The organism is Pseudochrobactrum sp. XF203 (genome assembly GCF_020341615.1).
Lineage (GTDB): Bacteria > Pseudomonadota > Alphaproteobacteria > Rhizobiales > Rhizobiaceae > Pseudochrobactrum > Pseudochrobactrum saccharolyticum.
This window is the reverse complement of the sequence record NZ_CP084392.1, coordinates 2290134-2316642: the sequence shown is the minus strand read 5'-3', so window position 1 is coordinate 2316642 and position 26509 is coordinate 2290134. Positions and strand designations below refer to the sequence as shown.

The following is a 26509-nucleotide window of genomic DNA, read 5'->3' as shown; positions in this document are numbered from 1 at the left end:
GATGGCGATTATCTGTTTCAACAGAGGATTGAACGGATAGAGCCAACCAGAGAGTTACAAATGAGGATTTGCCATGAATGATGAAACCAAAGAGTTTCTGAAGGCTTCGTTGCGTACAATTCCGGACTATCCGCGTCCGGGCGTAATGTTTCGCGATGTAACGACACTGATGGGCAATCCTCAGGCTTTCCGCCGTGCGATTGATGAACTGGTATTTCCGTTTGCTGGTGGCAAAGCTGACAAGATTGCCGGCGTAGAAGCCCGTGGCTTTATTCTCGGTGGCGCAATGGCGCATCAGCTGTCGGCCGGTTTCGTGCCGATCCGCAAAAAAGGCAAACTGCCTTATGAGACTGTACGTATTGCCTATAGTCTGGAATATGGCCTTGATGAAATGGAAATGCATAGCGATGCGATCCATCCGGGCGAACGGGTCATCCTCGTTGACGATCTGATCGCAACCGGCGGTACAGCTGTTGCTGCGGTCAATCTGCTGCGTCAGATGAAAGCTGAAATTGTTGCTGCCTGTTTCATTATCGATCTGCCTGATTTGGGCGGACGCAAGAAGCTGGAAGAGCTTGGTGTGCAGGTTCGCACCTTGCTGGAATTTGAAGGCGATTAGGTCTGCTTATCTGTGAGATGAGAGCATAATTTCTTCAACTTGGATCAGTTTAGGTAAAAATTATGCTCTCATTTTTAAGTGTTAGAGCGACCTTGTGTAGCGCCCAATAGGGCGCACGGCGCTCTAATAAAAAGCCTGCCTGAGCAATCAGGCAGGCTTTTTATATTTCTAATGTGCTTACGATCAGGGCAGCTTCACCAGAGCGGCACCGTCAAATTGCATCACACGCTCGCCATGCTGGTTTGTACCTGTGGAGTGGTGATTGAGCATAGACCAGCCCGGTTTTGTCGCCAGCGGGCGAATGTCGGTAATCTGTGCTGTATAAGCGATCACATCACCTGCAAAGACCGGATGCTCCCAGCGCAGATTTTCAAAACCGGGTGAGGGGCCGAAAACCGGCGGCGTTTCTCCGCGCTCCATGCAGGTTTTAATTATACCAATCATGGATTGCACATTCAGGCGCATCCAGACCGCAGTGGTGTGCCAGCCTGAGGCGCAGAGGGCGCCAAAGAAACTTTCTTTGGCTGCAACCGGATCAGTATGAAAGACCTGCGGGTCATATTTTTCTGCAAAGCGGATAATCTTCGCCTCGGTAAATTCATAAGAGCCGATGGTAACTGTTTTGCCGATATTCTCTTCAAGAATGGATGGCTTGCTGGTCTTTTCCATCATCACGCCTCCTGAATATTTACGCGCATGAAAATTGAACCCTGTGCTTCACAAACCGGAATGTCATTCTGGTTGGTGATTTTGTGGTTCAGCCGGATGATGCCGAGTGCAGGCTGTGAGCGAGAGATACGCTTTTCCAGAACTGTTGTGGTTGCGCTGATTGTGTCTCCGGCCAATACAGGTTTCAGCCATTTGACATATTCCACGCCGGGTGCACCCTGACTGTCGGAATTGCTGATAAACCGGTCAGCCATCATGCGCATCAGCATGGCACAGGTATGCCAGCCGGAAGCGGAAAGCCCGCCGAGAATTGACGCTTTGCCTGCTTCTTCGCTCATATGAAAAGGCTGAGGGTCAAACTCGCTGGCAAAGGCAATGACTTCTTCTGCAGTCACCAGCCTGGAGCCGAGTTGCAGGCTGTCGCCGACGATAAAATCATTATAGGTGAAATGGGGCTGGCTCAACGGCACTCTCCTCCGTTTATATGACAAGCTGCCATGCAATAGTGGTATGTGGCTGCTTTGTTTTCGGTGTTGTATCCTATGATCTTTTACGTAAACGTCAAATGATGTTTTGTTAAATTACACAGATACAAAAAAGCCCTGCAGAGCAGGGCTTTAAATTCGGTGATATATAAAATCAGGTGTTGAATTTGAACAGCATCACATCGCCGTCCTGCACCACATATTCCTTGCCTTCATCACGGGCTTTACCGGCTTCTTTGGCGCCGACTTCACCCTTAAAGGTAACGTAGTCATTAAACGCGATAGTCTGCGCGCGGATGAAGCCGCGTTCAAAATCAGTATGGATCACACCAGCTGCCTGCGGAGCTTTAGCACCGCGATGCACAGTCCATGCACGGGTTTCTTTTGGTCCGGCAGTGAAATAAGTAATCAGATCAAGCAGGCTGTAGCCCGCACGGATCAGACGGTCGAGACCCGGTTCTTCCAGACCCATTTCACCAAGGAACAGCTGTGCATCTTCATCCGGCAGCTGCGAAACTTCCGCTTCAATCGCTGCGGAAATGATAACAGTTTCCGCACCCTGTTCTTTTGCCATTTTGGCGACAGCTTCAGTGTGCTCGTTGCCGTTTGCTGCATCGCTTTCTGCAACATTGCAGACATAAAGCACAGGCTTGGAAGTCAGCAGGTTCAGGCCTTTGAGGATCAGCAGATCGTCCGGTGCAATGCCTTTCAGCAGCATACGAACCGGCTCGCCATTCTGAAGCAGCTTCAGGGATTCTTCCATCATCGGCAGAACGGTTGTTGCTTCTTTGTCTTTGCCGGTGGCGCGCTTGCGGATCTGGACGATGCGGCGCTCAAGGCTTTCGAGATCGGAGAGCATCAGTTCGGTTTCAACGGTCTGCGCATCGGAGACCGGATCAATACGGCCTTCGACATGGGTGATGTCATCGTCTTCAAAGCAGCGCAGCACATGAACAATGGCGTCGACTTCACGGATATTGGCGAGGAACTGGTTGCCCAGACCTTCACCCTTGGAAGCGCCGCGTACCAGACCGGCAATATCAACAAAGTTGATACGGGTCGGGATCAGTTCTTTTGAACCGGCAATGTCTGCGATCTGGCGCATACGGCTGTCCGGCACTGCAACTTCACCGGTATTCGGCTCAATGGTGCAGAAAGGATAGTTTGCAGCCTGTGCGGCAGCTGTTTTGGTCAGTGCGTTGAAGAGGGTGGACTTGCCGACATTCGGCAGGCCAACGATACCGCATTTGAAACCCATGGTAGAACCTTATCCGGTCTGGTGCGAATTTTAAGAACGACCGGCAATGGCGCGGTTCAGCCCTTATCCTTCAGCATGAAACGTAATGAATATTGCCATTGCCTATGCGCTATGGGGCAAGCACAGGTCAAGGGCGGTGGTACGGATTACGTGAAAAAGCCGCTGAAATTTAGCGGCTGTGACCCAAAAATCAAATTAGCTGTCTTTTTTGCCGAAGAGTTTGGCCAGCATATCGGCCATAGGGCCGGTTGTCGGAACTTTGGGGGCAATCGTATTATTTTGCCGTGCCTGACGGATATGGCTCTGGGCTTTGGGCGCAGCTTTTACCGGTGCTTCCGCTTTGGCATCCTGCTTGCCGCCTATGACAAGCGACAGCTTATTCATAAAGCCGTTATCGTCTTTTTTGACGAGATAGGACAGATTGTCAGCAATGCCGGTAAAGAGCAGATCCAGCCATTCATTGTCGGCTTTGGCAAAATCACCCAGCACATAATGATGCACCAGATCTTTCGAACCCGGATGGCCGATGCCAAGGCGCATACGGCGATATTCCTTGGAGTTCAGCAACCCGTGCATATGCTGGTCGATGGACTTGATACCATTGTGACCATTGGCACTGCCACCGGCTTTGACACGCAATTTGGCAGGGGGCAGATCAAGCTCGTCATAGATCACAACAAGGTCACTGATTGCCAGTTTGTAGAAGCGCATCGCTTCGCCGACAGACTGACCGGAGAGGTTCATAAAAGTCTGCGGCTTGAGCAGCAGTATCTTTTCACCATCAATCATCCCTTCGGAAATCAGGCCCTGAAACTTTTTCGACCATGGCGAAAAGCGATGACGGGAATGAATTTCATCCACGGCCATAAAACCGATATTGTGACGGTTTCGCGCATATTGCGCACCGGGATTGCCGAGGCCGGTTATCAGCAGCATGGTCGTCTCCGAGAATTAGATATGGCAAGCGTTTTATCAGGCTGTGCTGGTATCACAAACAAAAACATCTCCGGTTTGCACCGGAGATGTTTGATAAATCAGAAGCCGGAAGGCTCGAAATTTATGCTACGCGGATGAAGTCTACGTGCAGAGGCGTGTCTTTAACGCGATCCATCTGGTAGTCTTTAGGCTGAACTTTGATGGTCTGGCCGTCAACATCAATGTTGAAAACGGTAGACTTGAAGCCGCCGCCATAGATCAGGTAGTAAATGGTCTTATAGTCGATAGCGACCGAAATAGCAGGCTGCTTGTCACCATAGATGACTGCTGGAATCTGACCGTTGTCGCGAAGTGCACGGGAGGACCCCTTACCAGCCCGTTCGCGTTTTACGGCCTTGAGAGTTTTAACTTCGCTCATGGCTTTTCCTTATCAAGTAATTTGGAGTGTTCCGCAAAATCAGGTGAGATTCCGAAACATGATATATCCGCGAAATACGCAGCAAAAACAGCGATGATGCGGATATATCATTCCGCGTTGCCTCCAAGGGTGTCTACGCGGATGCGCTGTCATAAGCGATAAAACCCGTAAGTGCAAGTTTTTGTGCACAAGACAGGCATTTTTGAACCTTATATGGCTTGTCGCTGTGTATTCCGCAGCAGCCGTGCTAAATGCGCGCGCTTCGTGGCTTGGTGTTATGATACATAGCTGATAGACAAGTTCCATATCCCGAATCTTATTTTATCACACCCGTTCATCAGGGTGTTTTTTCACGTGTATTTCAGGAGGTCATATGAAGGTCGGCATCGACATGGGAGCCACAACGAACGGCACCGCGGCTATGCTCGATCTCGAAGAGCTTCTGGCCACACGTCTGCTGGTTCAGGGTAATTCCGGTTCCGGTAAATCCTATCTGCTGCGCCGCTTGCTGGAGCAGAGCGCACCGTGGGTGCAGCAGTGCATCATTGATCCTGAAGGTGATTTTGTCACGCTGGCCGATGTTTACGGCCATGTGGTGGTTGATGCTGCACGTACCGAGGCTGAACTGACCCGTATTGCCCAGCGTATCCGCCAGCACCGTGTGTCTGTGGTGGTTAATCTCGAAGGCCTGGATATTGACCAGCAGATGAAAGCCGCTGCGGCATTTCTCAATGGCATGTTCGATGCTGACCGTGATTACTGGTATCCGATGCTGGTGGTTGTCGATGAAGCACAGCTTTTTGCGCCTTCTGTCGGTGGTGAAGTCTCCGATGAAGCGCGTAAAATTTCACTGAGCGCTATGACCAACCTGATGTGCCGTGGCCGTAAGCGCGGATTGGCCGGTGTGATTGCCACGCAGCGTCTGGCAAAGCTTGCCAAAAACGTGGCGGCTGAAGCTTCCAACTTTCTGATGGGGCGTACATTCCTTGATATTGATATGGCGCGAGCGGCCGATCTGCTGGGTATGGATCGCCGTCAGGCAGAACAGTTCCGTGATTTGCAGCGCGGCCATTTTGTGGCGCTGGGGCCTGCTTTGTCGCGCCGTCCGCTGCCGGTGAAAATCGGCAAGGTGGAAACTTCTGCGCGCTCATCCAGCCCGAAACTAATGCCATTGCCGGATTCTCCGGTTGATGCGGCTGATCTGATTTTTACGCCAAGTGCGGCTGAAGCGAAGATGATTGTGCGCCGTCCGCCACCACCGCCACCACCGCCGCGCCCGATTGCAGAAATTCTGGAGCAGGTTGTGAAAGCCAAGCCGGAAGCCGAAGTGCCGGATGAGCCGCTGTTTCCGGGCTTGGTGGAAGCCGAGCGTGAAGAGCTGCTCGATAAGGTGATGACCGAGATCATCGAAGATCCGGAAGCCGCCTATCGCACTGTGGCAGTACTGTATCAGGATTTTCTGGTGCGCTGCCGTATTCATCGTGTGCCGGGGGAGCCGTTGGCGTTACCGGCGTTCCGCCGTCGTCTTGCTGTGGCGCAGGCCAGCGGCGGGGATGAGCTGATTGATGATGAGAAATGGCAGACTGCACTGCAATTGTCAGAAAGCCTGACCGATGATGTGCAGGGTGTATTCCTGATTGTGGCGCAGGCTGCGGTCAAAGGGGCGCCATGCCCGTCCGATGCCACATTGGCACGTGCCTATGGCAGTCACTCCACCAGCCGCGCCCGTCGTCTGCTGACTTATTTTGAAGAGCGCGGCCTGCTGGTTGTGCGAAATGACTTCAAAGGCATGCGTATTGTTGCATTTCCCGATATGGGTTGTGAAACCGCAGCCGGTGATCCGAACGGGCCGGATGAAAGCGCGGACAGCGCCGAGGCTGCGGAATAATCAGGTTTTCATTTTCGCCATATCGGCATCATCGAGCGCTGTTGCCCGTTGCAGGGCAGGGCGTTCCAGCAGTCTCTGGCTGTAAGCGATAAAGCTCGGGCGTTTTTCAATTGTATTGAACCCCAGACCGAAATTCACTTGCGCACCGACATAGACATCGGCTGCGGTAAAGCGGTCGCCGGTAATGTAAGGCGTTTCTGACAGCGCCTGATCCAGCACATCCATAACAGTTTCATAGGAGCCATAGCCGATAAACCGGCCCTGTTCTTCTGTCGGATTAAAGCCGCTGGCATGGTTGCTGACAGCCGCTTCCACAGGTCCTGCGCCGAAAAACAGCCAGCGATAATATTTTGCCCGCTCGTCTGCGGTTGGCGCCAGTTTGGCATCCGGAAAAACATCAGCCAGATAGGCGATGATCGCAGCTGTTTCGGTGATGATATGATCGTTATGCTGCAATGCCGGTACTTTGCCCATCGGATTGATCGACCGGTATTCCGCATCTTTCATAACCGGACCGAAAGGGACGATCTGTGTAGTGTAGTGAGAGCCGGTTTCTTCCAGCATCCAGCGGGCAATACGTCCGCGCGACATCGGATTCGTATAGAGTATGGGATCTGACATGATGCATTCTCCTCCGTTTGAGAGAAAGAATGCACTGTCTTTGTGAAGAAGAAAACAAAAAAGCCGGATCAGTGATCCGGCTTTTTCAATTCAGATAACCAGCAGTTTTTAATCAAACAGGCTGGATACGGATTCTTCCGCAGCGGTACGGGCAATCGCTTCACCGATCAGACCGGAGATCGACAGAACGCGGATATTGTGTGCCTGATCAATTGCAGCGGTTGGCTGGATGGAATCGGTGATAACCAGCTCTTTCAGCTTCGAATTGGTGATACGGGCAATCGCGCCGCCGGAGAGAACACCATGGGTGATATAGGCGGTAACGCTGGTTGCACCTTTGGCCAGCAGAGCTTCAGCCGCATTGCAGAGTGTGCCGCCGGAATCAACGATATCGTCAAACAGCAGGCAGTCTTTGCCGGTCACATCACCGATGACATTCATAACTTCCGATTCACCCGGACGGTCACGGCGTTTGTCAACGATTGCCAGCTGCGCATCAATGCGCTTCGCCAGCGAGCGGGCGCGTACCACACCACCAACGTCAGGCGAAACCACCATCACATTGGATGTGTCGTAATTGGCTTTAACATCGCGGGCGATAACCGGAACAGCATAGAGATTATCGGTCGGGATATCGAAGAAGCCCTGAATCTGACCGGCATGAAGATCAAGGGTCAGAACGCGGTTTGCACCGGCTTCAGTGATAAGATTGGCAACCAGCTTGGCGGAAATCGGTGTACGCGGGCCTGGTTTACGATCCTGACGGGCATAGCCGTAATAAGGCAGCACTGCAGTGATGCGGCGCGCTGAAGAACGACGGAATGCATCGATCATGATCAGCAGTTCCATCAGGTGGTCATTGGTCGGATAAGAGGTGGACTGCAGAACGAAAACGTCCTCACCACGCACATTTTCCTGAATTTCCACGAAGATTTCCTGATCGGCAAAACGCTTCACAACGGCTTTGCCGAGCGGAATATTCAGATGTTTTGCGACGGATTCTGCTAGGACACGATTGGAGTTGCCCGCGAAAAGTTTCATGCTTTTTTGCCTCTGGCGCTGGTTTGCCTAGCGCATAAACCTTGAATGCATTTTGCATTGGTCATGCGCGGATTCCCTGTATCCGGGTTTGATTGTGAGAGTTCTGGGTTTTAAACCCGTCCGTCTCATAGAATTTCACTTCAGCAGCTATGCATCATTTCTTCATACAACACTGGCTGGATGAGCGGCCTTTTACAAAGCTTGGCCAGTATTGCAAGGGTACAAAAGCCGCAGGGCAGCATTAATGCCCCGATATTTCACAAAAGCTGCATTTTCATGCTCTCTATAGGCCAAAAAGACACGTTTGTGTGAAGTTTCTGAGAACAGACTTAACATGACGGGCAGGATCAGGTGAAACTGAGTCTCACCTGATGTTTGATTGCGATTGAAGCTGTTTACTGAGCGTTGGCCGAGACCCAGCGGAAATAGTCCGCCAGCGTATCATCGGCAATTTTACCCATCACAGTCGCAGGAACAGACGACCAGCCGTTTTTGCCCGAGACTTTCTCCTGACCTTGCAGGCGATGGACGCGATTGCCCTGCTTATCCATGACATCCCAGACATAAAGCACAGAAGTCTGATTATTCTCGGTGAGGTTGGACAGATAGCCTTTGAGAATATAATCGGCTTCGGTTTCCATATTCGAGGCGAGAGTGATGGATTGCGTTTTTATGATTGTGTCAAAACGCAATGAGAGCGGTGTCACAATCTCCAGCGGTGCGCCGATGATCGGTGCAATATAGAGTTTGTAATTACGCACCTTGGCCATATTCAAAGGCGCCTGAGCAGCCTGTGCGGGCTGACCAAAATCAGAGGTCAGCGGGGCAAGCGCCGCGCTTTTCTCACTGGTCGTCTGCGAGGAGCAACCAGCCAGCAGAAGGGCTGATACCAGCAACGGTAATGTTGCGGAAGACTTAAAAAGCAACGGTACTGTTGCGGAGGATTTAAAAGGCAACGGCAGTGTTGCTTTCCGTTTTAAAGAAGCATCAACAGAGGCAGATAAATTAACCGGCATCGGCTTCAGTTCCTGTTAAATAATCACCAGGTCAAGACTGCTTTTCGACAGGCTTTCGGCAGGGCCGTTGGTGGTCAGATAGGTCTGGCCTAAAGTCATGGCCGTATTGGTTTCAGAATCCATAATAATCATATGGGCAAACAGCGTCATATCAGGCTCGATGCGCTCAGCATTGCCCGCATAGAACATCTGCGGATCCATCCATGACGGCGTGAAACGTGCACCCACGGAATAACCGCAGGCATTGAGGCGGTGCCGCGTCAGCGAATGCGCTTCCAGTGCCTTGGCATGGGCTTCAAAAACATCGCCGAATGTCGAGGCAGGGGTGAGGGCGGCTTCCACAGCCATCAAGGCTTCATGTGCTGCCTGATACAGTTCCTCATGACGCTTGGTTGCTTTACCGGTCAGTACTGTGCGCATCATCGGCGCGTGGTAATGGCGGTAGACGCCGGACCATTCAAGGGTCAGCTGGTCATTTTTGTGCAGCTGCCTGCGGCCGGATTTATAACGGCAGAGAAGAGCATCAGGGCCGGAGCCGATAATATATTCATTGGCCGGAAAGTCACCGTCGCCGAGGAAATTGGCTTCCATCATCGCGGCAAGAATATTCGCCTCATTGGCATTCTTGCGCGTCTGATCAAGTGCAGCATCATAAATCGCATCGCTCAGAGCTGCGGCCTTGCGGGCATAATCGGCTTCCGCAGGGCTTTTCAGCAGACGCAGACGGTCAACCATGCCGGAAGCATCGATGACTTTGGCAAAGCTGTTCAGCTGCTCATCCAGTTTGCGGCCATTGGCGGCGGTCAGCCCGTGGGTTTGATATTCGACACCGATGCGGGCACCAAGCAGATCCATGTCATTGAGCAGATTGCGCAGATCAATCGCAGGATTGGCGTTTTCGCGATCTGTCCATTGCACGATATGTTCAATCGTAGAAGTGTGGCGCGCCTGACGCAGATCGGCGGAGCGCGTCATCAGTACCATGCTGCCGTCCTGCTTGACGACCAGACACTGGAAAAAACAGAAGCCGAAAGTGTCGTAGCCGGTCAGCCAATACATGCTTTCCTGAGAAAACAGCAGCAATGCATCAAGCTTGTTCTCAGCCATGCAGAGCATCAGCCGGTCACGGCGTGCCGCAAATTCTTCCGGTGCAAAGTGAAGTGCCATAATTATCTCCGCATTGAACAAACGACCGTGCCGGTTACCGCTCTGCGAGCAGTCCGGCAGGATCATGCATGTTTTCAGAACCGGAAGCGCTTACTTCCGGATGGCAATAGCGGCGATCTGGCGTCCGTAATCCGGTTCCTTGCGATGGGTGGTGCGGCGATAAGAGAAAAACCGCGCTTCATCGGCATAGGTACAGAGATCAAGAGACGCTGTCTGGATACCGCAGGCTGACAGACGATCAACGATAAAGCTCCAAAGATCAAACATTTTACGCGCCGGATCGCTCGATGGGCGGAAATATTGTTCATAAGTCTGATCGCGGGCAGTGAATTCCGCAACGAATTCAGCGCCGACTTCATAATTGTCCTGACCGATGCATGGCCCCAGAACTGCGCGGATTTTTGACCTTTCACCGCCCAGATTAACCATGGCTTCCACGGTGTTTTCCAGAACACCGGCCAAGGCACCGCGCCAACCGGCATGTGCGGAGCCGATAATGCCCGCTTCCGGTTCACAAAACAGTACAGGACCACAATCGGCGCTCAATGCCCCCAGAATCAGTCCCGGCACATTGGTCACCATCGCATCGGCCTGCGGGCGTGGCGAAGGCAGGGCTTCAGTGATGGTCAGAACGGTTGGTGAATGCACCTGATAGAGGGTTTGCAGGTCTTCTGGCTGCAGGTCGAAATAGGCCGCTACGCGACGGCGGTTTTCTGCAACAGCATCAGGATCATCTTTAGAGCCTGCACCGACATTGAGGCTGTCATAAATGCCGGAAGATACGCCGCCGAGACGGGTGAAAAACCCATGCGCGATGCGGTCATTGGTTTCGAGCAAAGGAGAGCGGATCGGATCAGGCATATTGGTCATGATAGTCTCTCTGGAAAATGAAATATCAGATTGTTTTCAGGTCGGGATAAGTGACGCTTAAGACTTTAAAGAGGCTGCCCATCTGGTTTGGTGCCGCCAGTCGCTCGACATCATCACGGATTTGCTCCTGCACGCTGGCAGATTTACCGGCACCAAGCTGACCGGCACGGCTGAGCAGCCCCATTCTCAGCAGGAAATCGCCCTGTTCTTCAGCTTTTGTCGTGCAGCCGAGGCCGGAAGCAATTTGCGCGAGAGCAGCGAAATCCACATGTGTAGTAATATCGGCCTGACCGGGAGCGATGAACACATCCTGATAGGCATGCTGATAGAGTGCCTGCAAGGTGTCGCCGAAACCGGCTTCATGAGAGCCATAGTCAATCAGCAAAGCCGCGCCTTTGTGCTTGCGGATATGTTCGCTGACTTGCTGCATCAGCGCAGAACGTGCCGGCGAGGCCTCGAAAATTGTACCTTCCGGTGCTGCTTCATGACCTTGAGGCAGAAGGGCAGGGGCAATGCCGCCGGTTCCGGTAGTGAAGCAAAGTTCCGGCGCTGCCTCATTACAGGTCGCTACCATGCGCTCAACAAAGCGACCTTCATGTTTGACATATTGATGATCGGGCAGCGCGTCGAACAATTCATTGGCGACGAGGATCAGCGTGTTTTGCGGGATTTCCCCGAAGCTTTTATACCAAGCCATGTGAGGGGCGGCACCTTCAAGCTTTTTCTTTTGCACACCTGTCAGCCGGTCGCTGGTTTCCACCATTGCAATATGGGCGCTACGCAGCAGGTCCGGTGCCAGTTTGCCAGCCGCGCGCAGCAGGTCGCTCATCAAAGTGCCGCGACCACCGCCAATTTCGCAAATGGTGCAGTTTTCCGGTTTGCCCAGAGCTTCCCAATGGCTGACGACCCAAATGCCGATCAGTTCACCAAACATCTGGCTGACTTCCGGCGCGGTGATGAAGTCACCTTTCGCCCCGAACGGTTCACGGGTCATGTAATAGCCGCCGTCATGATCGGCGAGGCAGAAAGCCATATAATCTGCCACGCTGATCGGCCCGCCATTGGTAATCAAGCGGATCAGACGCTGTTTCAGCTTGTCTGCGGCGGGGATTGTCGTTTCTGCCATTGTTTATGCCTTTGCCGCAGCGCGGTTTCCGCGCCACATTGCCCAGACACCAAGCAGTACCATCGGAACAGACAGAACCATGCCCATGGTCATCCAGCCGCCGACGAGATAGCCGAGCTGTGCGTCCGGCTCGCGGAAGAATTCCACCAGAATACGTGATAAGCCATAACCGGCGACAAAGGCTCCGGCGATGAAACCCGGAGCTTTGAGTTTATTGCCCTTCCAGATCAGCAGAGCGAGTACGCAGAACAATACAAAACCTTCGAGCGCTGCTTCATAAAGCTGGCTCGGGTGGCGTGGCAGCGGGCCGCCATTCGGGAAATAGACCGCCCATGAAACATCGCTGACACGACCCCAGAGTTCTGAATTGATGAAATTGGCAATGCGCACGACGCCAAGGCCGATCGGCACACCGGCGGCGATTGTGTCGAACATACTCCAGACAGGAATGCCGCGCTTGCGGGCAAACAGGATCATCGCAACGGTCGTGCCGAGAATGCCGCCGTGGAAAGACATGCCGCCGTCCCAGACGGCCGGTATTTCCAGCGGGTTACTGATGTAAAAACCAAAATTATAAAACAGCACGTAACCGAGACGTCCGCCGATTACGACACCGAGCGCTGCCCAGAGTACAAAATCGTCCAGAGCCAGCGGATCCATCGGCGCATTATTATTCGGCCACAGACGCGCTGTGTTTACGAGTTTCTTGCCATACCACCACGCAAACAGAATGCCGATGACATAGCCGATACCATACCAATGCACGGAGAGCGGCCCTATGGAAAACAGCACAGGATCAATATTCGGGAAGGGCAGTGCAGCCATCATGATCTGCGGTTCGGTCATTCTTCACTCCGTTATGGCTGCGTCTGCTATCATGTGTTCCAGCACTGGTTTGTACTGTTGTTGATGAGGCATAGCGAATTTTTGTTCAGGATAAAAGTCCGTTGCTTTTATGGCTTTATTCGGGTTCCAGTGGTCTGATACCGGCATTTGCATCCCGTGGATGTAGATGCTGAGCAAATGTCGGTATTGAAATGACCACTGGCAATTATATGAAAAGAGTAGATTTTCGAATTTGACGTTTGAAACAACATTGATGTCGGTCGGGGGCAAACGTCAAATTCAATCCACTCGCCTTAAGCCGAACTTAAATGTCTGACAAAGTAAGACTGTTTAAGTCTTGCATACGATATAATGCGGGCTTATCTCAGAAGCAGAAGTTTATTTCCGCCTGTGGCGGCTAAAAAGAGGTGATCCAATGAGTAATGCAACCGGTAAAGTTCTTGATGAACTCGCAAAACTCGTCACTGATGCTGCGGGTGCCGCGCAGGGCGTGCGTCGTGAAGTCGAGACAGCAATGCGCTCTCAGGGTGAAAAATTGCTCAACACTTTGGATGTTGTGCAGCGTGAAGATTTTGAAGCTATGCGTGAAATGGCGGTCAAAACCCGCACCGAAAACAGTGCCCTGACTGTTAAAATTGCCGAGCTGGAAGAGCGTATTGCTAAAATCGAAGCAGCACTGGCAGAAAAACCAGCGAAAAAAGGCGCTTAAGGTCTAAAAATCTCAAAGATTTTTTAACTTTTTATTCACAGGGGCGAATGCCTAAAAGCCCTTATTCCAGAATCGGTTACAGCGGCGCCCACTCGGGCGCCGTTTGTTCTTTCCACATGGTTTCTTAGAGTTTTGACAAAAAGGACTGGTACTCTGACTCAGCATCAATAGACTGAAAACACTGCATGATTCGTAATTGAGTCATGAAGCATGGCAGAAGCGGGGAGCGGCAGGACAATAAGTTCAGCCGCACAGATCCGGTTGATGCGTCAGTGTAACAGTCATGTGTTTGCGCGTGTGTTGGAGGCGGGGTTGCAGCGTTTGGCAACATTTGTCTCGGCCTATTAACCAGTGTGTCTTTTTTGTGGCGATTGCTGCGGGGGATACATTCCGGCTGCGTGTTTATGACAGCCGGAATCCGGGTTTTACTCTTGCAGGTAAGCCCAAAAACAGGGAACGAACATGAACCTTCTTGAGCTCGATATCGCTCGCGATGCACATCCGGTGGATGTCATTGAACAGGTTGCGCATGCCAATGACTGGGCTTTTGACCGTACCGGTGACGATGAGATTGCAGTTTCTGTTGTCGGTAACTGGACAGATTATCACCTTTCATTCTCGTGGATGGAAGAGTTTGAAGCGCTGCATCTGGCCTGCGCCTTTGATGTAAAGGTGAGTGAGCCGCGCGTGAATGAAGTCATGCGTCTGCTCTCTCTGATTAATGAGCAGCTGCTTATGGGGCATTTTGATCTGTGGCGTCAGGAAGGGGCGATTATGTATCGTCAGTCCCTGTTATTGGCGGGCGGCGCTAAGCCAACCAGCCGTCAGGTTGAAGTATTGCTGGCCAGCGCGCTGGAAGCCTGTGAATGCTATTATCAGGCTTTCCAGTTTGTAGTCTGGTCGGGTGTGCCGGCGAAAGAAGCTTTGCAGGGCGTGCTGTTTGAAACAGTCGGTCGGGCTTAAGGTGATAAAACAAACGCTGCCTGTTTAAAATGGCAGCGTTAGAGCGGTTTACGTCCAGATTGGATCACAGTGCTCGCTCTAGATTCTTTAATTTGCCGCATTATCACGGGTGTCAAGTTGATCCAATTTGACTGTGAAATGCTCTAGAGCGCCGTGTACCAGGCTTGGCACACAAAACTCGCTCTAACACTTTAAAATTAGAGCATAATTTTGTCTTAAACTGATCTAAGTTTAAGGAATTATGCTCTAGAGCATGTCGCGGAAAAGCGGCTACCGGTTTTCCGGTTGTGACATGCGTAAAACTTGGAGACAGAGCGGGCGCAGTGGATAAAATTACACGCGACACGCTTTACAAGTATGGGCGGGGGTGTCGTGTCTGAGCAGCAGGAAATCAGTTTTGCGGATTTTGAAAAAGTCGATATCCGCACCGGTACGATTATTGAAGCGGAAGTTTTCGCCAAAGCCCGCAAGCCTGCCTATAAGCTGAAAATTGATTTCGGCGATGTGATCGGTATTAAAAAATCATCCGCACAGATTACTGTTCATTATACGCCGGAAACGCTGGTCGGCCGTCAGGTTCTGGCCGTTGTCAATTTCCCGCCGCGCCAGATCGGTCCGTTTATGTCCGAAGTTTTGACGCTCGGATTTGCCGATGAAAATGGCGATATTGTCTTGGCGGCAACAGAGCGGAATGTGCCGAACGGGCAGAAGCTAATCTAGTCTTATACCGCGTTACGCTGTCTCATTTAAACCGCTTGAGAATGCATCAGGCAGGAATGCTGACAATGGCGCGCAGACCGCCGGTCGGACTGCTGTCCAGTGTGATATCGCCGCCGTGATTGCGGGCGATGTCGCGGGCAATCGCTAAGCCCAGACCTGTGCCGCCTGCATCCTGATTGCGGGCTTCATCCAGACGGACAAAGGGTTTGAAAACTTCTTCCCGCTTGTCTTCCGGTATGCCCGCGCCGTCATCATCGACAACAATGGTCAGCCAGTCATTCTCATGGGTTGCCGTTAAATGCACGGATTGCGCATAGCGGAAAGCATTGCCGACGAGATTGCTGACCAGTCGTGTGAACGCATTCGGGCGGACGTGAATATTGCTGTTGCCGTGTATCTCGGCGGAGAAGCCGCGATTGCGCAGCCGCGCTTCTTCTTCCAGTTTTGTGATGAGGATTTGCAGATCCAGAACGCCTTGCTCCTCACTGCCTTCACCGCGTGCAAAAGCCAGATAGCCTTCCAGCATATTCTGCATGTCGGTAATATCCTGATTGAGCGGCACCGTATCAATCTTGCTGCCTGCAATGGCCAGCTGCAATTTAAAGCGCGTGAGAATGGTGCGCAGATCGTGACTCACGCCGCTGAGCATGGCTGTACGCTGTTCAATCTGCCGCTCAATGCGTTCGCGCATCTGGATGAAGGCAATGCCCGCCTTGCGCACTTCTTCAGCACCATGGGGACGGAAACCGGCAGGCATCGGCTGGCCTTTACCAAAGCTTTCAGCCGCTTCTGACAATTGCTGGATCGGTTTGATCTGATTGCGCAGGAAGGCAATCGCAATAGTCAGCAAAACCAGTGCCGTACCGATCATCCATGTAAGGAAGATCAGCGTATTGGATGCATAGGCCTGACTGCGCTTGGCAAAAACACGTAAGACTTTGTCATCCAGCTGAATGCGGATTTCTACTAAGTCAGAATCCCCGACCGTATCAATCCAGAACGGGCGATTGATCTGGCGGGTGATTTCCTCATTGAGAAAATAATCAAGGATGGAGAAAAACGGTTTTGGCCCCGGCGGTGGCAGCGGCGAGGGTGGCAGAACAGATACGTTGAGATCCAGCCGCTGTTGCGCAATACGGATGATATTCGCGTAATCGGGTTCCTGCGGATAGGTTTCCAGAATATCAATAATAGCAGAAATATCGCGCACAACCGCAGTGGACAGACGCTCTGTGACCATCTGCCAGTGCCGCTCCATAAAAACGAAGGCAATAACCGACTGCAACAGCACCATCGGAGCGATGATGATGATGAGCGAGCGCGCATAAAGCCGCTTGGGCATACGCAATGCCAGCCAGTCGGAAAACCTTTTCCAGAGCAACTGCTATTCTCTCCTGTCCGTCAGGATTATGTTATTGGCGACGAGCGCTTTTATTGCTCAATGCTCAGCTTGTAGCCGATGCCGCGCACTGTTTGCAGCCAGATCGGATTGGCAGGATCGACTTCAATCTTGCGGCGCAGACGGTTGATCTGCACATCGATTGTTCTTTCTCCGACTTCCCCGTCCTGACCGGTCAGTTCATGACGCGGCACTGTCTCACCGGCGCGTTCAGCGAAGATCGTCATAATATCCTGTTCACGATCCGTCAGTTTGATAACTTCGCCGCCCTGTTTGAGTTCCTTGCGCGGAATAGAAAAAGTGTAGGGGCCGAAAACAATCTGCTCAATAATATGCTGTGTCGGCTGGGCACCGCGGCGCAGAATATTATTGATACGCAGGGTCAGTTCGCGCGGATCAAACGGCTTGGAGAGATAGTCATCGGCACCGGCTTCGAGGCCGCTGATACGGCTGTCAGTTTCTGAAAGCGCGGTAAGCATCAGAATGGGCACATTTTTCTGCTCACGCAGGGAGCGGGTCAGCTCCACACCGCTTTCGCCCGGCATCATGACGTCGAGAATAATGAGATCGAAATCAATGCCTTCGAGCTTGCGGCGGGCTTCCTGCGCATTGGCTGCCATTGTGACACGGTAACCGGTGGTGCTCAGATATTGCGAGAGCAGGCTGCGGATACGGGTATCATCATCAACCACCAGCAGGTGCGGGGCATCGTCGGACAGAATTGTGTCTTCGCTGGTCATTGGTTTACCCTTTCAGTACAGAGCTTTTCCTGCCTCAGGCGAGGCGTGTATTCAGCTTGTTATCTCGGCTTCTGCAGTCTGTTTATCTGTGTGCACGGCCTTCGGATATACACACTATGTGAATGAAGGCTGTTTATATTTACCGGCTGAGCGGCAGGCTGTCGATCTGATCGCGCTGGTCGCTGTTGACCATGGCTTTCAGGAAATTCTGGATAATTTGTTTTTCCGTAACATTGCTTTCCGCCAGAGCCGCGGCAATGCGGTTTGACTGTGGTTGTGTCAGAGAAAGAATAAGCTCGCGGCCGGAAACAGTCGGATATAATTCCCGCTGGCGGCGGTCGGTTTCACCGGTCAGCTGAATAATATGGCCGTTATCGACCAGTTGTTTCAGAACGCGGGCAAGGCTCTGCTTGGTGATTTTCAAAACATCCAGCAGTTCCGCAACACTCATGCCGGGCTTGCGGTTGACAAAATATAACACACGGTGATGTGCGCGGCCGAAGCCCATGGTTTCAAGCTGCTTATCGGGATCAGCTGTAAAATCGCGATAGGAAAAGAACAGAAGTTCAATGATGCCCAGATCGTTGACCTCATCTTCTGAGAGGGCGGCACGAATAGTAGTATCATTGTGATTGAAACGCACGTCCGGTCTCCGGTTCATTCATATTTCAGCCTGCTAGTTCTATCAGCCTGTTTGCTATGCGGATAGATTATCTGCATCTTACTTTCCATTATCCGCTTTAGAAACAACCATGGCAATATTTTGCGGCGCAACATGCTGCATTTTCACACTATCTGCCGTTTAAATCTGATTCTGTGTGAAACTGTATGATTGCGGGCAGTTCCGGAGGGATGAAACATGCTGAATTTATCAGGTAATAATTATAAGAATTGACAGTCTCCTTTTTCTTGTCATCATCAAGATGTCAAGGCGTTCTACTTTGATGTTTAACATTAATTGGGGTGACAATTATGGATGCCATTATTCCTATTCTTGTACAGTTAGTCGCCGGTGCTGTCGGCGGCAATCTGGCCGGTGCAGTTAAGAATCTCAGCCTTGGAACAACAGGCAATACAGTTGCCGGTGGTATCGGCGGTTTGATCCTCGGTCAGCTTCTGCCAATGCTGGCCGGTGGCGGTGTCGATTCTGCTTTGAGCGGTATTGTCGGACAGCTGATCGGCGGCGGTGCCGGTGGTGCCGTTCTGACAGCCGTGATCGGTCTGATTAAAAACAGCATGGCTAATAAAGCCTGACCGTAAAAACTCGGGATTAATTACCTTATGACCGGCAGGGCGGGATGTCATGCCGGTCTTATGAATATGTTTTTTCTTCAGGCGGTGCGCGATGCACTGCTTTTTTGATTTATCCGGCCTATATAAAGGACAGCTACGGCTGTCCTTTTTGTTTGCACCAGAGCGTGCCGCGCTTAATTATACGCATGGCACTTACTCTGGATCCTTCTATGGGCGCATGTTCGCGGGAGCTCAGATGAATCCATTTGAACCAGACATGTGCGAATTTTAAAGTGTTAGAGCGTCCTTTGTGTGCCAGATCTGGCACACGGCGCTCTAGGCAAAACGAAAACCGGTCAGAGCACGCAAACGATAATCGGGTGATAAATGAGCAAGCTTCAGGCAATCATAGTGGCAGTCACGCCTTTTCGGCAGAATTGCACAATCCTGTTCGATAAGGACAGTAAAAAAGGCGTTGTTGTTGATCCGGGCGGTGATGTTGATGCGCTGAAAGAAGTGATCGAGAACAATCAGCTGAAGATCGAAGAGATCTGGATCACCCATGGTCATGTCGATCATATCGGTGCTGCTGCTGATCTGCGTGATGCTTTGCAGGTGCCGATTATCGGTTCACAGGAAGAGGATGCGTTTCTCTACGACAATGTGGAAGCCTCGGCGGCCAAATTCGGTCTGGGAGAAGGCTTCCGCAATTTTCAGCCGGATCGCTGGCTGAAAGAAGGCGATGTTCTACAGGTTGCCGGTGAGAATTTTGAAGTCTTGCATTGTCCGGGGCATTCGCCGGGACATGTGGTTTTCATCAATAAAGCCATGCATTTTGCAATTGTCGGTGATGTCTTGTTCAACGGATCCGTGGGCCGTACGGATTTGCCGGGCGGAGATCATGATACATTGATCCGTTCTATCAAAGAGAAACTGCTGCCGCTTGGTGATGAATTCAGCTTTATCTGCGGTCATGGTGCAGGCAGCCGCTTTGGCGATGAGCGCAGAGGCAATCCGTTTCTGGTGTGAATGAGTTGCCAAGGGCACCCAAAACTCTAATAAAAAACCGCCGGAGTGACCGGCGGTTTTTTTATCTGAACGGGATCAGTTTGCGACGCAGAAGTGATCCTGACCATCATAGCCACGGAATGTACCGGACTGCGCATTAAAGGAGCGGTATTTCTGGGAGCACCAGTTATACCATTCGCGTGTCCATGGCTGGTAAGAGCCACGGTAGTCGCGGCCATAATTTCCGCGTGCCGGCTGGGCCGGGTAGAAAGTCTGCGGTGGCGGTGCATTGTAAATCGGTTCACGATAAACAGGCTGCGGTTGCGGCTGCGACATGGCACCGGCGATAATCGCACCGGCTGCAAGGCCAAGCACGCCTGCTGCTATCGCATTGTTGCGATCACGGCGGCGGTCGCGGCGATCCCAGTCTCTGTCACGGTTGCGCCAGCCATTATCATGATTCCAGCCGCCATTGTTCCAGCCCCCGTGGCGGCGTCCCCAGTCATCAGCGGATGCAACTGAAAGATTGCCGGCTATCGTGGCAATGGAGAGGCCTGCGATCAGAGCGGTCTTGGTCAACTTATTCATCATAATCTGTGCCTCCTTACGAAGCTATACGCATTCGATAATGCCGGTTTTGGTCTTCTCTCATCTGCAACTTTATGTGCTGTGATAAGATGATGACCAATCATTAGAGCAGGGCATATGAATGCTTGCTGAACAGAAAATAGGGGGAATGTTCAGCTTTTTAAATATCTCCGTATGTCACGATTAATGACAAGCAGCGTGGATTTGAAAACATGGCTTCATGCGCTTTGAGGGCGTGCGGACACATTGCTTAGAGGGAGGCGGGCTTCAGCTGTAAGACATTCATGAAAACAACGGGATAGGAGGTTCTCTAATGAAAGAAGCAATCCCGTAATGCTCTGCGTGCTGGTTTGAGCCGTCTTTTTTGGTTTTCAGACTGTATCAGAAAGTGAACAGCGAGCGCTCACAGGAGCCGCTCTGCAGATAATAAAAAACCCCGGCGTAACCGGGGTTTCTGGATAAAGCACTGCTTGCAATCTGACTTCTGTGAGAATGTCACGCAGAAATCATATATAGGCAGTTGGTGCTTTTTACTCGGTAATGCTGATGTCTACAGCTTTAGGGCCTTTGCCGCGACGATCCGGTTCAGTTTCGAAAGAAACTTTCTGATTGTCAGCGAGGTTTGTGAGGCCGGAAGCCTGAACAGCAGAGATATGTACGAAAATATCTGGTCCGCCATTATCCGGTTTGATAAAGCCAAAGCCTTTTTCACCATTAAAGAATTTGACTACGCCGGTTTGTGCCATGGGATACGTTCCTTTTCCTTGGCGCCGTCTTGGCCTTTCAGCCGCAACGGAATTTTTCGAACCGCTATGCGCACCACACGCCCAGCGGTAGGGGTATGCAGGCAGTTATCGAAATCAGGAAAGGAGCCGATCATTGTCAGTTGCCTGACCCGGAGCTTATAGCGGTTCCGGCGCGCCGTTCTTCCAGTCTTCCATTGTTCGCCAAATGCCCGAACATTTGAAGACTGATCTATAGAGAGGTATTTGGCAAGCAAATTTTTGTTATGACGCTGTTTTTTCTTTGCCAAGATGGGCTGTAATAAAAAATAAATAGTCATAAATACAAAGATACTTCACTAAAAAGAAATTCAAGATGACTTAAGTTTTATTTAGTTTTGAAAATTGTTGTATAATAACTGAATTATGTAGTTCTTTATGGTTGGAAGAAGTCGGATCACTTAAAAAATCGCATATTTTGAGAAAAAAATACACGAAAAGGCTGCTTTCGATTTTAAAGAGCGTTGTTTTCACTGCTGAAATTGAACAATTGCTGGCATTCCGGTTGTGTATTCGGGTTGTCGCTTATTCCGGAAAGTGATGCAGCCCCGTGTATTTCACTTTCATTGTCGCCAAAGGCTCTGAAAGTTTCAGCGATTTCTGCGAATGATGCACGAGCCGCCACTGATTCTGATGGTCTGGCAGAGATTATCCGCTGTCTGACGGCTGTTCGCACCGAGGCGGGCGACATAGATTCCTCTTCTGCCGATCGGGCTGCGCACACGGGAAATATAGATTTCCCGACCGGCAAACAGTTTCGGATTCTGTTTGCGCAAACGGTTCCATTGCGCGCTGACAATACTTTGACGGAAATTTCCTGCCACCTGAACCGCCCATGGAAACGGATTAAGCTGTGCCATAGAGATTGAGCGGGATTTGATGACGGGTAAAAGCTGGCAGGCTTGCTGAAAGGGCAGCTTGTCATCCAGCGGCGTGTCAGTCAGCTCTTGTCCGGTACTGAAATGATCCACGCTTTTGCCGGTAATGGAGAGAACATAATTTTCTGTCTCCAGCGGCAGAAAACCGCCATTCTTCATCCAGTTGGACAAGCGTGTCGGCCCTGCATTATAGGCCGCTGCTGCCAGCCCCCAATTGCCGAAACTGCCATGCAAATCTTTCAAAAACGATGCCGAGGCGGGCAGAGCCAGTTCAATATTAAAAGCATCGGTCAGGCCGCGTTCTTTGGCTGTGTAAGGTATGAACTGCGCAATACCCTGCGCACCGACAGGGCTGACAGCCAGATGGTCAAAACGGCTTTCTTTCCAGATCAAGCGGGCAAAGAAATTCGGCGGAATGCCATGTTTTTCAGCCGATCCGGCAATCAGGCGGCAGATTTGCGCAACATCCGGCGCAGGTTTCGCAGCGGCGTCAGACTTCTCGCTCTGTTTTTTCTCCGTTACGGGAGGGGTGGATTCGGTTGGTTTTTCCTGCTGCTCCTGTGCAAAGGCAACAGACAGACCAGAGACCGGAACAGACAGCATGAGTGCAGCAAATAATCCGGCCGGAAGGCGCATAGGCTGATCCTGTCAGAATATATCGCAAAAGTCCTGCGCGGGTTTTGAGACATATGTTAATGCCAGAGCATAATTTCTTAAACTTGAATGAGTTTAAAGTGAAATTATACTGCAAATATAAAATGTTAGAGCGATTTTTGTACGCCCGAAAGGGCGCGCGACGCTCTAAGAAATGGAAAACGCACATCGCTTTCATGCGTTTTCCGTCTTGTGCTGTCAATACGGTCAAGAAGCAGACGCTATTTGCCGGGACGCCCGGTCTTGCCGGAGCGGCGGGTTTTACGCTTTACATCTACCGGATCTTCATAGGAGCCTGCACCGGCACGATGCCGTCTTACCGGAGCCGGATCGTCGTCGCTCTGCGGGCCGAGCGGTTTCGCCATATCTGTTCCGGGGCCCATATTGTCGAGCGACGGTTTTTTAAACAGTGATGGCGACGGTGATGTTCTGCCACCTCTGGACGGTCGTTCAAGGGACAGCTCCGCTTCACGCGCCAGCGGATCATCGGCAATAGCCAGCTCTTTTTCTCGCAGACGTTTGATTTCGTCACGCAGTCTTGCAGCCGTTTCAAAGTCGAGATCGGCCGCGGCGTCACGCATCTTCTTCTCAAGATGTTCAAGATGCGTGCCGAGATTATTGCCGACCATGCCGCCTTGTTCGGCAAAGCCGCTGATATCCGCGCGCACATGATCCCGCTCATAAACGGAATTGAGAATATCCGAGATATTCTTGCGCACCGACGCCGGTGTAATGCCGTGTTCGGTATTATAGGCGACCTGCTTCTCACGGCGGCGGCTGGTTTCCTCCATCGCGCGTTGCATGGAGCCGGTGATCGTATCCGCATAAAGAATAACGCGGCCATCGACATTTCGCGCTGCACGGCCGATTGTCTGCACCAGTGAGGTTTCTGAGCGCAGGAAACCTTCTTTATCCGCATCGAGAATAGCGACAAAGCCGCATTCAGGAATGTCCAGACCTTCGCGCAGCAGGTTAATCCCGATCAGCACATCAAATGCACCAAGGCGCAGGTCGCGGATAATCTCGATACGCTCCAGCGTATCAATATCCGAGTGCATATAGCGGACGCGTACGCCCTGTTCATGCAGATATTCTGTCAGGTCCTCGGCCATACGCTTGGTCAGCACTGTGACCAGTGAGCGGTAGCCGTTCTTTGCGGTTTCACGGATTTCCCCCAGCACATCATCGACCTGCGAACGGGCTGGCCGTACTTCAACCGGCGGATCAATCAGGCCGGTCGGGCGGATCAGCTGTTCAGCAAATACACCGCCGGATTGCTCCATTTCCCACTTGCCCGGTGTTGCCGATACTGCAATGGTTTGCGGACGCATGGCATCCCATTCCTCAAAGCGCAGCGGGCGGTTGTCCATGCAGGATGGCAGGCGGAAGCCGTATTCCGCGAGCGTTGCTTTACGACGGAAGTCGCCGCGATACATGCCGCCGATCTGCGGAACGGTAACGTGACTTTCATCAATGAAAACCAGAGCATTATCAGGAATATACTCAAACAAAGTCGGCGGCGGCTCACCCGGTTGGCGGCCGGTGAGATAACGCGAATAATTTTCAATGCCTGCACAGGAGCCGGTTGCCTCAAGCATTTCCAGATCAAAGGTTGTGCGCTGGTCAAGACGCTGGGCTTCGAGCAGACGTCCGGCATAGTTCAGCTCGACGAGGCGGTGCTTCAGCTCTTCCTTGATGGATTTGATCGCCTGATTAAGGGTAGGGCGCGGCGTTACATAGTGCGAATTCGCATAGATTTTTACGGATTTTAGATCGCCGGTTTTCTGACCGGTTAGCGGGTCGAATTCGGTGATGGTTTCAATTTCATCGCCAAAAAGCGAGATACGCCATGCACGGTCTTCCAAGTGGGCAGGGAAGAGTTCAATCGTATCGCCGCGCACACGGAAGGAACCGCGCACGAAATTGATATCCTGCCGCTTATATTGCTGTGCAACGAGATCGGCGAGCAACTGGCGCTGATCGAGACGGTCGCCGATGGTCATTTCAAAGGTCATCGCCGTATAGGTTTCGACGGAACCGATACCGTAAATACAGGAGACCGAGGCGACGATAATCACATCATCGCGCTCCAGCAGCGAACGGGTTGCGGAGTGGCGCATCCGGTCGATTTCTTCATTGATCGAGGATTCTTTCTCAATGAAGGTATCGGAGCGCGGCACATAAGCTTCCGGCTGATAATAATCATAATAGGATACGAAATATTCGACCGCATTATTCGGGAAGAAGCTTTTGAACTCTCCGTATAGCTGGGCTGCCAGTGTTTTATTCGGTGCGAGAATCAGAGCAGGACGCTGCGTGCGTTCAATAATATTGGCAACGGTAAAGGTTTTACCCGAACCGGTCACGCCAAGCAGAACCTGTGTCTGGTCGCTGTTTTCAATACCTTCTACCAGATCAGCGATGGCTGTCGGCTGGTCACCGGAAGGGGTATATTCGGTTTCCATTTTAATCTGGATGCCGCCCTCAGATTTGGCAGGGCGTTCCGGCCGGTGCGGTGTCCAGAGTTTACCATTTTTGAACAGCGGATTGCCGGATTCAATCAAAGCAGACAGAGCTTCCACAGTTGCAGTGGCACCGCTGGAAGGCATATTGGCTGCATCTTCCATGGTGATATCCATGCCGGAGACAGGATTAAGACCTGCCGCGACGCGTTCTTTCAGCGTGGCTGCCTTGGCTCTGGAAGACGGTGCTTTTTTCGCTTCTGTTTTTTTTGCTGCCGGTTTTTTAGCGACTGATGCGGAAGGCATAGCTTCCGGCTGTTCAGCCATTTCACTGATCATCCGCGACCAGTCTCCGACCGAAGAGGAGAGCGGAATGCCTGAAAATTCTGCCTGAGGCGCTTCGCCGAAACCCTGTTGCTGCTTGTTCAAATCAGCAGGGGGCTGTGATGACTTATCTTTTTTGGACATGTCAGAACTCTCTCGGCAAACAGAAGCAAAGGGCAGATGATGGATACAGCCAGTCTGTAACCCGATCAAAAGAAAGCGGGTAGTCAGACATTAGCGAATATAGGCATATAAGTATAGAACGAAAAGGGTACGTTTTCATTCTGCCTGATAATTATCAGAAACAAAAAAACGCCGCAGAAAATCCCTGCGGCGTTTTTAGAGGCTCAGTGATTACTGGCCGTGCGGACCATCACCGCCGCGACGCGGGCGGTTCCAGTGCGGACGTCCCGGACGATGGCCGTTTTCCCAGCCCGGACGACCCGGACGGTATCCATCCCAGCCCGGACGATAATTCGGCCGGTAATGCGGTCTGTAATATGGGCGGTGCGGGCGATAATATGGACGATCCCAGCGGTCATACCTGTCATTGTTGATCGCCGAGCCGATAACTACGCCGGCAATCAGCGGAATGCCGATGGCGGCAGCTGTGTTGCCGAAATTATTATTGCTGTAGTTACCGGATGATCCTTCGCGCACTGCGAGATAGCGTGAAGATGCCCAGCCCGAGCGCCCTGCGTAATTGACCCGACACCAGCCATAGCCCCTGGTGCAGCCGTTCACATCAACGCGTGCACCGTTCGGAATAGAGCCGAGCGTACGATAATTCGTGCCGGGGCCGGTACGCAGATTAAGATTGGTTGTTACAATCGCATTCGCAGCCTGTGCGGCTGTGGCGGAGAATAAAGCAAGGGCAATAATTGCCGATTTGATACCAAGTTTCATTTTTCGGTCTCCCCGTGATGAATTGTCTGTTTTTGCAGCAGAACAATCTGCGCGCTTTTCATGTCAGAGGCTTTCTGAGCTCAGAGCATCAAAGGGCGCCATGAATTATAAACGAATAAGCACCTGTTCCGGTTCCGTCATACATCCATTCGGAATATGGACGGACGGATAGCGGAGCTTTTT

General features: G+C 51.7%; 26 protein-coding genes and 3 pseudogenes. 7 read left to right on the top strand and 22 right to left on the bottom strand.

Annotated features, from left to right (window positions below; genetic code table 11):
- Positions 1-73 precede the first annotated feature (73 nt).
- Positions 74-619 carry an adenine phosphoribosyltransferase gene (locus LDL70_RS10580; RefSeq protein WP_022710126.1) on the top strand — a complete coding sequence of 182 codons (546 nt, stop codon included), beginning with the start codon at positions 74-76 and terminating at the stop codon, positions 617-619.
- 183 nt (positions 620-802) lie between these two features.
- On the opposite strand, the gene LDL70_RS10575 is transcribed toward LDL70_RS10580, so the two are convergent.
- From LDL70_RS10575 to rplY, 5 genes and pseudogenes are all read right to left on the bottom strand, one after another.
- Complete coding sequence (locus LDL70_RS10575) at positions 803-1288, bottom strand: MaoC family dehydratase (RefSeq protein ID WP_225688497.1); 486 nt, start codon at positions 1286-1288, stop codon at positions 803-805.
- 2 nt (positions 1289-1290) lie between these two features.
- Positions 1291-1752, bottom strand: coding sequence for a MaoC family dehydratase (locus LDL70_RS10570; protein ID WP_083647048.1), 462 nt, complete (start codon positions 1750-1752; stop codon positions 1291-1293).
- A gap of 175 nt (positions 1753-1927) precedes the next feature.
- Positions 1928-3031, bottom strand: coding sequence for a redox-regulated ATPase YchF (ychF, locus tag LDL70_RS10565; protein WP_116087826.1), 1104 nt, complete (start codon positions 3029-3031; stop codon positions 1928-1930).
- A 195-nt stretch (positions 3032-3226) separates the two neighbouring features.
- Complete coding sequence (gene pth / locus LDL70_RS10560; RefSeq protein WP_225685013.1) at positions 3227-3967, bottom strand: aminoacyl-tRNA hydrolase; 741 nt, start codon at positions 3965-3967, stop codon at positions 3227-3229.
- Positions 3968-4091: 124 nt separating this feature from the next.
- Positions 4092-4385: pseudogene (gene rplY / locus LDL70_RS10555) on the bottom strand (50S ribosomal protein L25); the annotation flags it as partial.
- A gap of 373 nt (positions 4386-4758) precedes the next feature.
- Here rplY and LDL70_RS10550 point away from each other — a divergent pair.
- Positions 4759-6273 carry an ATP-binding protein gene (locus LDL70_RS10550; RefSeq protein ID WP_116087823.1) on the top strand — a complete coding sequence of 505 codons (1515 nt, stop codon included), beginning with the start codon at positions 4759-4761 and terminating at the stop codon, positions 6271-6273.
- Here LDL70_RS10550 and LDL70_RS10545 read toward each other — a convergent pair whose 3' ends face one another.
- The 7 genes from LDL70_RS10545 to lgt all read right to left on the bottom strand — a co-directional run bounded on the left by LDL70_RS10545 (position 6274) and on the right by lgt (position 12960).
- Positions 6274-6894 carry a glutathione S-transferase family protein gene (locus LDL70_RS10545; RefSeq protein ID WP_225685012.1) on the bottom strand — a complete coding sequence of 207 codons (621 nt, stop codon included), beginning with the start codon at positions 6892-6894 and terminating at the stop codon, positions 6274-6276.
- 108 nt (positions 6895-7002) lie between these two features.
- Entirely contained in the window at positions 7003-7935 is a 933-nt protein-coding gene (locus LDL70_RS10540) for a ribose-phosphate pyrophosphokinase (protein ID WP_075656032.1), read from the bottom strand.
- Positions 7936-8330: 395 nt separating this feature from the next.
- The gene (locus LDL70_RS10535; RefSeq protein WP_225685011.1) at positions 8331-8831 is read right to left on the bottom strand and encodes a hypothetical protein; all 501 of its coding nucleotides are present in this window, start codon (positions 8829-8831) and stop codon (positions 8331-8333) included.
- A gap of 135 nt (positions 8832-8966) precedes the next feature.
- The gene (locus LDL70_RS10530) at positions 8967-10118 is read right to left on the bottom strand and encodes a Xaa-Pro peptidase family protein (protein WP_075656377.1); all 1152 of its coding nucleotides are present in this window, start codon (positions 10116-10118) and stop codon (positions 8967-8969) included.
- Between the two features lie 90 nt (positions 10119-10208).
- Complete coding sequence (pgeF, locus tag LDL70_RS10525) at positions 10209-10988, bottom strand: peptidoglycan editing factor PgeF (RefSeq protein WP_221720512.1); 780 nt, start codon at positions 10986-10988, stop codon at positions 10209-10211.
- Between the two features lie 25 nt (positions 10989-11013).
- A complete protein-coding gene (locus tag LDL70_RS10520) occupies positions 11014-12114 on the bottom strand; it encodes a class I SAM-dependent methyltransferase (protein ID WP_225685010.1) in 1101 nt (366 codons plus the stop codon).
- A gap of 3 nt (positions 12115-12117) precedes the next feature.
- Positions 12118-12960, bottom strand: a complete 843-nt coding sequence (lgt, locus tag LDL70_RS10515; RefSeq protein WP_213598524.1) for a prolipoprotein diacylglyceryl transferase — start codon at positions 12958-12960, stop codon at positions 12118-12120.
- A gap of 415 nt (positions 12961-13375) precedes the next feature.
- Here lgt and LDL70_RS10510 point away from each other — a divergent pair, with 415 nt between their 5' ends.
- From LDL70_RS10510 to LDL70_RS10500, 3 genes are all read left to right on the top strand, one after another.
- A complete protein-coding gene (locus LDL70_RS10510; RefSeq protein WP_022710141.1) occupies positions 13376-13669 on the top strand; it encodes an accessory factor UbiK family protein in 294 nt (97 codons plus the stop codon).
- Positions 13670-14131: 462 nt separating this feature from the next.
- Entirely contained in the window at positions 14132-14632 is a 501-nt protein-coding gene (locus tag LDL70_RS10505) for a YbjN domain-containing protein (RefSeq protein ID WP_022710142.1), read from the top strand.
- Between the two features lie 372 nt (positions 14633-15004).
- The gene (locus tag LDL70_RS10500; RefSeq protein ID WP_225685009.1) at positions 15005-15352 is read left to right on the top strand and encodes a tRNA-binding protein; all 348 of its coding nucleotides are present in this window, start codon (positions 15005-15007) and stop codon (positions 15350-15352) included.
- A gap of 46 nt (positions 15353-15398) precedes the next feature.
- Here the strand turns inward: LDL70_RS10500 and LDL70_RS10495 are convergent, their stop codons facing one another.
- The 3 genes from LDL70_RS10495 to LDL70_RS10485 form a co-directional block, all read right to left on the bottom strand.
- On the bottom strand, positions 15399-16694 hold the full coding sequence (locus LDL70_RS10495; RefSeq protein WP_075656378.1) for an ATP-binding protein: 1296 nt from the start codon (positions 16692-16694) through the stop codon (positions 15399-15401).
- A gap of 89 nt (positions 16695-16783) precedes the next feature.
- Entirely contained in the window at positions 16784-17491 is a 708-nt protein-coding gene (locus tag LDL70_RS10490; RefSeq protein WP_022710145.1) for a response regulator, read from the bottom strand.
- 139 nt (positions 17492-17630) lie between these two features.
- The gene (locus LDL70_RS10485; protein WP_051138994.1) at positions 17631-18152 is read right to left on the bottom strand and encodes a MarR family winged helix-turn-helix transcriptional regulator; all 522 of its coding nucleotides are present in this window, start codon (positions 18150-18152) and stop codon (positions 17631-17633) included.
- Positions 18153-18463: 311 nt separating this feature from the next.
- On the opposite strand from LDL70_RS10485, the gene LDL70_RS10480 reads away from it, so the two are divergent.
- Positions 18464-18745 carry a hypothetical protein gene (locus LDL70_RS10480; RefSeq protein WP_022710147.1) on the top strand — a complete coding sequence of 94 codons (282 nt, stop codon included), beginning with the start codon at positions 18464-18466 and terminating at the stop codon, positions 18743-18745.
- A gap of 366 nt (positions 18746-19111) precedes the next feature.
- Complete coding sequence (locus LDL70_RS10475; protein WP_075656045.1) at positions 19112-19753, top strand: MBL fold metallo-hydrolase; 642 nt, start codon at positions 19112-19114, stop codon at positions 19751-19753.
- Positions 19754-19828: 75 nt separating this feature from the next.
- Here the strand turns inward: LDL70_RS10475 and LDL70_RS10470 are convergent, their stop codons facing one another.
- The 7 genes and pseudogenes from LDL70_RS10470 to LDL70_RS10445 form a co-directional block, all read right to left on the bottom strand.
- Entirely contained in the window at positions 19829-20320 is a 492-nt protein-coding gene (locus LDL70_RS10470; RefSeq protein ID WP_075656380.1) for a BA14K family protein, read from the bottom strand.
- 530 nt (positions 20321-20850) lie between these two features.
- On the bottom strand, positions 20851-21066 hold the full coding sequence (locus LDL70_RS10465) for a cold-shock protein (protein ID WP_022710150.1): 216 nt from the start codon (positions 21064-21066) through the stop codon (positions 20851-20853).
- The gene (locus tag LDL70_RS10460) at positions 21048-21383 is read right to left on the bottom strand and encodes a hypothetical protein (protein ID WP_139316403.1); all 336 of its coding nucleotides are present in this window, start codon (positions 21381-21383) and stop codon (positions 21048-21050) included. Before LDL70_RS10460 ends, LDL70_RS10465 begins: the two co-directional genes overlap by 19 nt.
- A gap of 309 nt (positions 21384-21692) precedes the next feature.
- On the bottom strand, positions 21693-22616 hold the full coding sequence (locus LDL70_RS10455; protein ID WP_225685008.1) for a lytic transglycosylase domain-containing protein: 924 nt from the start codon (positions 22614-22616) through the stop codon (positions 21693-21695).
- A gap of 239 nt (positions 22617-22855) precedes the next feature.
- Positions 22856-23047: pseudogene (locus LDL70_RS18075) on the bottom strand (hypothetical protein); the annotation flags it as partial.
- Between the two features lie 45 nt (positions 23048-23092).
- A pseudogene (gene uvrB / locus LDL70_RS10450) lies at positions 23093-25564 on the bottom strand (excinuclease ABC subunit UvrB); the annotation flags it as partial.
- A gap of 210 nt (positions 25565-25774) precedes the next feature.
- Positions 25775-26326 carry an SH3 domain-containing protein gene (locus LDL70_RS10445; RefSeq protein WP_225685006.1) on the bottom strand — a complete coding sequence of 184 codons (552 nt, stop codon included), beginning with the start codon at positions 26324-26326 and terminating at the stop codon, positions 25775-25777.
- Positions 26327-26509 lie beyond the last annotated feature (183 nt).

Bases quoted from the DNA above. Each gene is read 5' to 3' on its own strand.
- pgeF (WP_221720512.1), bottom strand. From the start codon at position 10,988: ATGACCAATATGCCTGATCCGATCCGCTCTCCTTTGCTCGAAACCAAT.
- LDL70_RS10575 (WP_225688497.1), bottom strand. From the start codon at position 1,288: ATGGAAAAGACCAGCAAGCCATCCATTCTTGAAGAGAATATCGGCAAA.
- LDL70_RS10475 (WP_075656045.1), top strand. From the start codon at position 19,112: ATGAGCAAGCTTCAGGCAATCATAGTGGCAGTCACGCCTTTTCGGCAG.
- LDL70_RS10445 (WP_225685006.1), bottom strand. From the start codon at position 26,326: ATGAAACTTGGTATCAAATCGGCAATTATTGCCCTTGCTTTATTCTCC.
- LDL70_RS10550 (WP_116087823.1), top strand. From the start codon at position 4,759: ATGAAGGTCGGCATCGACATGGGAGCCACAACGAACGGCACCGCGGCT.
- LDL70_RS10455 (WP_225685008.1), bottom strand. From the start codon at position 22,616: ATGCGCCTTCCGGCCGGATTATTTGCTGCACTCATGCTGTCTGTTCCG.
- lgt (WP_213598524.1), bottom strand. From the start codon at position 12,960: ATGACCGAACCGCAGATCATGATGGCTGCACTGCCCTTCCCGAATATT.
- LDL70_RS10530 (WP_075656377.1), bottom strand. From the start codon at position 10,118: ATGGCACTTCACTTTGCACCGGAAGAATTTGCGGCACGCCGTGACCGG.
- LDL70_RS10540 (WP_075656032.1), bottom strand. From the start codon at position 7,935: ATGAAACTTTTCGCGGGCAACTCCAATCGTGTCCTAGCAGAATCCGTC.
- LDL70_RS10580 (WP_022710126.1), top strand. From the start codon at position 74: ATGAATGATGAAACCAAAGAGTTTCTGAAGGCTTCGTTGCGTACAATT.
- LDL70_RS10485 (WP_051138994.1), bottom strand. From the start codon at position 18,152: ATGAACCGGAGACCGGACGTGCGTTTCAATCACAATGATACTACTATT.
- LDL70_RS10470 (WP_075656380.1), bottom strand. From the start codon at position 20,320: ATGAATAAGTTGACCAAGACCGCTCTGATCGCAGGCCTCTCCATTGCC.
- pth (WP_225685013.1), bottom strand. From the start codon at position 3,967: ATGCTGCTGATAACCGGCCTCGGCAATCCCGGTGCGCAATATGCGCGA.
- ychF (WP_116087826.1), bottom strand. From the start codon at position 3,031: ATGGGTTTCAAATGCGGTATCGTTGGCCTGCCGAATGTCGGCAAGTCC.
- LDL70_RS10480 (WP_022710147.1), top strand. From the start codon at position 18,464: ATGGATGCCATTATTCCTATTCTTGTACAGTTAGTCGCCGGTGCTGTC.
- LDL70_RS10490 (WP_022710145.1), bottom strand. From the start codon at position 17,491: ATGACCAGCGAAGACACAATTCTGTCCGACGATGCCCCGCACCTGCTG.
- LDL70_RS10460 (WP_139316403.1), bottom strand. From the start codon at position 21,383: ATGACTATTTATTTTTTATTACAGCCCATCTTGGCAAAGAAAAAACAG.
- LDL70_RS10510 (WP_022710141.1), top strand. From the start codon at position 13,376: ATGAGTAATGCAACCGGTAAAGTTCTTGATGAACTCGCAAAACTCGTC.
- LDL70_RS10505 (WP_022710142.1), top strand. From the start codon at position 14,132: ATGAACCTTCTTGAGCTCGATATCGCTCGCGATGCACATCCGGTGGAT.
- LDL70_RS10465 (WP_022710150.1), bottom strand. From the start codon at position 21,066: ATGGCACAAACCGGCGTAGTCAAATTCTTTAATGGTGAAAAAGGCTTT.
- LDL70_RS10520 (WP_225685010.1), bottom strand. From the start codon at position 12,114: ATGGCAGAAACGACAATCCCCGCCGCAGACAAGCTGAAACAGCGTCTG.
- LDL70_RS10545 (WP_225685012.1), bottom strand. From the start codon at position 6,894: ATGTCAGATCCCATACTCTATACGAATCCGATGTCGCGCGGACGTATT.
- LDL70_RS10495 (WP_075656378.1), bottom strand. From the start codon at position 16,694: ATGCCCAAGCGGCTTTATGCGCGCTCGCTCATCATCATCATCGCTCCG.